General features: G+C 41.6%; 2 protein-coding genes. One reads left to right on the plus strand and one right to left on the minus strand.

Features of this window, described 5'->3' with window-relative positions; translation table 11 throughout:
- Positions 1-164: 164 nt before the first annotated feature.
- Positions 165-3092, minus strand: a complete 2928-nt coding sequence (locus H1P_RS31805) for a type I secretion system permease/ATPase (RefSeq protein ID WP_144875258.1) — start codon at positions 3090-3092, stop codon at positions 165-167.
- 176 nt (positions 3093-3268) lie between these two features.
- Between H1P_RS31805 and H1P_RS39130 the strand changes: the two genes are divergently transcribed.
- Positions 3269-3400, plus strand: a complete 132-nt coding sequence (locus H1P_RS39130; RefSeq protein ID WP_281291275.1) for a hypothetical protein — start codon at positions 3269-3271, stop codon at positions 3398-3400.
- Positions 3401-3548: the final 148 nt, after the last annotated feature.

Below are 3548 nucleotides of genomic sequence, written 5' to 3' on the forward strand. Positions count from 1 at the left end.
TGAGGATTGAGAGTTAATTGTCTTTCGTCAATTAATGCCAGTTGGTTACTTGATGTAGCTGGGGTGGTTTTGAGGGTTAATTGTGGATTGTTCATGGTTAATACTCGCTAATTGCTAATTGTTCACTGATAACTAAGGGTTGTAAGCATTCCGAACTCATTTACTTACTGATAAAGGCAGGAATAACGACCTTGTAATGCTATTAATTCTTGATGTCTACCTCGTTCTTCAATGACACCATTGGTCATCATCAGGATTAAATCGGCATCGCGTATGGTGCTGAGGCGGTGAGTGATAAAAAAGACGGTACGACCTTGAAATCTGCGAGCTAAATTACGACAAACTCGCTGTTCGGTGTCATAATCTAAAGCACTGGTAGCTTCATCGAGGATTAATAAGCGGGGGTTTTGCAACACGGCACGAGCGATCGCAATTCGCTGTCTTTGTCCTCCCGATAACGTCGAACCTCTTTCCCCAACTGGAGTGTTATAACCTTCGGGCAGACTCATGATAAAGTCATGGGCCGCAGCAATTTGAGCAGCTTCGGTAATTGCTTCGACACTGGCATCGGGACTATTGAGGGCGATGTTTTCGTAAACTGTCCCATCGAAGAGTAAGGGGTTTTGCGGGACAATACCTAACTGACGGCGCAAGGAATAGAGTTCCACTTTGGCAATATCGTAACCGTCGATTAAAATTCTGCCCGACATGGGATTATAAAAGCGGGGCAGAAGTTTCATCAGGGTGCTTTTACCAGAACCACTTTCTCCCACAATGCCCACAAAAGAACCAGCCTCAATTTCTAAATTGACTTGTTTGAGTTGTAGTGAACCTTTGCCAGCAAAGCTAAAAGAGATATCTTCATAAGTTACCGCACCTGTAACGGGAGGCATGGGTAAGTTGCGTTGTTGTTCTGGGGGTGATTCTTCGGTATGGTTGAGAATATCTCCCAGACGTTCGATAGATAGAGCAGTTTCTAAGAATTGTTGCCACAGTTGAGATAGGCGCATCAAGGGATTAGTGACATAACCAGCAATAATGCGGAAAGCGATTAATTCCCCTAGAGTTAGTTTGCTTTGTAATACTAGATAAGCACCCACCCACAATACCAAGAGAGTTGATAGTTTATTGAGAAAACTATTGAGGGAACTATTAACTGCGGAGAGTTTAACCGCCTTAAATCCTGCCGAGATAAAATGACCGTAACGCTCTTGCCATGCCATGCGGGTTTTGAGTTCGATGTTTTGGGATTTAACGGTTTCAATGCCGTTAAGCACCTCTACTAAATAAGATTGGGTAGCAGCGTGACGGATGGCTTTTTGGCGTAACAGCCGACGCAGAATCGGGGAAAAGATCGCCGTTAGAATAATCAGTAAAGGAACGACAGATAAAGCAGTCGCAGTTAAGAGGGGACTGTAAAACACCATCACCCCGATATAGATAACAGAGAAAACCACATCTAAAACAACGGTTAATGCTGTACCAGTGAGAAAAGAACGGATTTTTTCTAACTCTTGGACTCTAGTGGCTAATTCTCCTGTAGTACGCTTGCCAAAATAGCCCATTGGCAGACGTACTAAGCGATCTATTACCTGGGAAGCTAAACCCATATCGATACGGTTAGTAGTATCGGCAAAGAGATGGGTGCGCAGACTGCTCAATAAAGCTTCAAACAATGCCACAATCACCATTAAAACCCCGAAGACGTGCAAAGTATCTAAACTATTACCTCCAATTACTTGGTCGATAATTACTTGGGTCATTAAGGGATTGACTAAACCAAATAACTGCACGAAAAAGGAAGCAATTAAAACTTCAATTAAGACCCGACGATAACGGATGATAGCGGGGAAAAACCAAGAAAGTCCAAACTTTTGTTTGGGTGTATCCGCTTTTGGTTGGAGGAGTAATATCTGTCCTGATTTGCCCCAGATATCGGCAAAGGTATCGAGACGGCGGTGTTTAATTCCTCGGGAAGGAATACCCAAGACTACTTCTGTCGCTGAAGTATGATAAATTACCGCAAAGCTATCTTCATAAGCAATTAGTGCGGGTGTAGGAATACTGGGAATCTTGGCTACGGGAATAGTTATTTGTTGTACTTGTAAACCCAGTAAATCGGTAACTGCTCCACAAAAATTAAGATCGATTGCTCCTGTTTTGGCTTGATTATTGACTACTCTCTGCACGATATCCTTGCGATATTTGACTTGGAAGTAATCGCAGAGCATTTGAAAACAAGCTAGGGCTTCTTTCACCGTACCTTTGCCACGAAAGAAAGGATATTTGTTAGCTTTGCCTTCTTTAATTGTAGGGAGGAATTCAGGAGAAGTTATTGCTTGAGATGCAGGATTAAATTCAATTGTTTGCCGAGAAACTGGCACGGGAAAAGCTGAGTCTGTTTGAGCCAAGATTGATTCGGGTATCCCTAACAGACGAATTGAACTGGAACGACGGGATAATTTACACTGTTCGGGATTAAAATAACTGTTAACCTCGATTTCTGCGGGCAGTTTTCCCCCACTGACATACCATTGATAATTAGGGTCTAATTCGGTAGGTTTATCAGGAGGGAAGTAACGAACTATTGCTTGGGATTGTGCCTGAATTGCTAATTGTTTGAGATCGGTTGTGCCGTCGGCTTGACGATTTAATGCTGCCCCTAAGACTTCAAAGATTTCAATTAAACTAATCTGATTGCGAAAATAAGCTGCAAAGTTATGGTGTTTTTCTAAGAGGGATTCAAATATTTCTCTCGGTAATGCCAAACAATCCACATCGGTAGATGCGATCGCTGTTTCGTTATATACTTCTCTGACTAGACTGCTTGCACCAACCAGAGATTTTGATTCTAATTTCTCTAAGGTTACTACTTTTTCTCGACACACATCATAACCTAAGAAACGTACTTTTCCTCGACAGATAATCAGTACATGAGTTGATATTCTCTTAGGTAGTAACAGCTTTTCTCCTAAAAGATAACGTACTGGCTCTAATTGTTCTCCAAGTTGAGTTAATGCTGATTCTGGCAATGTATTGAATGGTTGAATCTCTTCAATAAATTTGGTAAGGGAGAAGGTTGTAGCAGTCATGTTCGAGTCCCTGTAATCTTGATTTGATAATAATATGGCAAAAATACTCGGCAGAAAAAACGGGATTTATTCAGGTAAAAGTTATTGATTTTTCTCGATCAAACAGGATAATCGGGAAGATATCGGGAAGTTGACCTACTCCCAACGTTTAGCTCTCAGGTTTAACGGGAGTACCCTTGCGCGAAGACAGATGGAATGGGAGCAAGAGCGATCGCTCTTGGTTACAGAGATTAACCACAAAACCAGCAACTATTGCACGATCCAATCGAGATGTTGAGGCAACAACTTATGACTCACGGTTCGCTTAAATCAAAAATGATTAGGGAAATAAAATAGCTAAAGTGTATGCTGTTATTGAAATTCAATGAATAGAGAGAGCTATATTATTGAAAGGAACGATTTCAGAACGAGCAGATGATCTACCTCTAATCATCCATTGGTTAAAGCAAATGGAAA

It is taken from the genome of Hyella patelloides LEGE 07179, from assembly GCF_900659865.1.
Classification (GTDB): domain Bacteria; phylum Cyanobacteriota; class Cyanobacteriia; order Cyanobacteriales; family Xenococcaceae; genus Hyella; species Hyella patelloides.

Excerpts from the sequence above, each read along its gene's own strand:
- H1P_RS31805 (WP_144875258.1), bottom strand. The coding sequence starts at position 3,092 with ATGACTGCTACAACCTTCTCCCTTACCAAATTTATTGAAGAGATTCAA.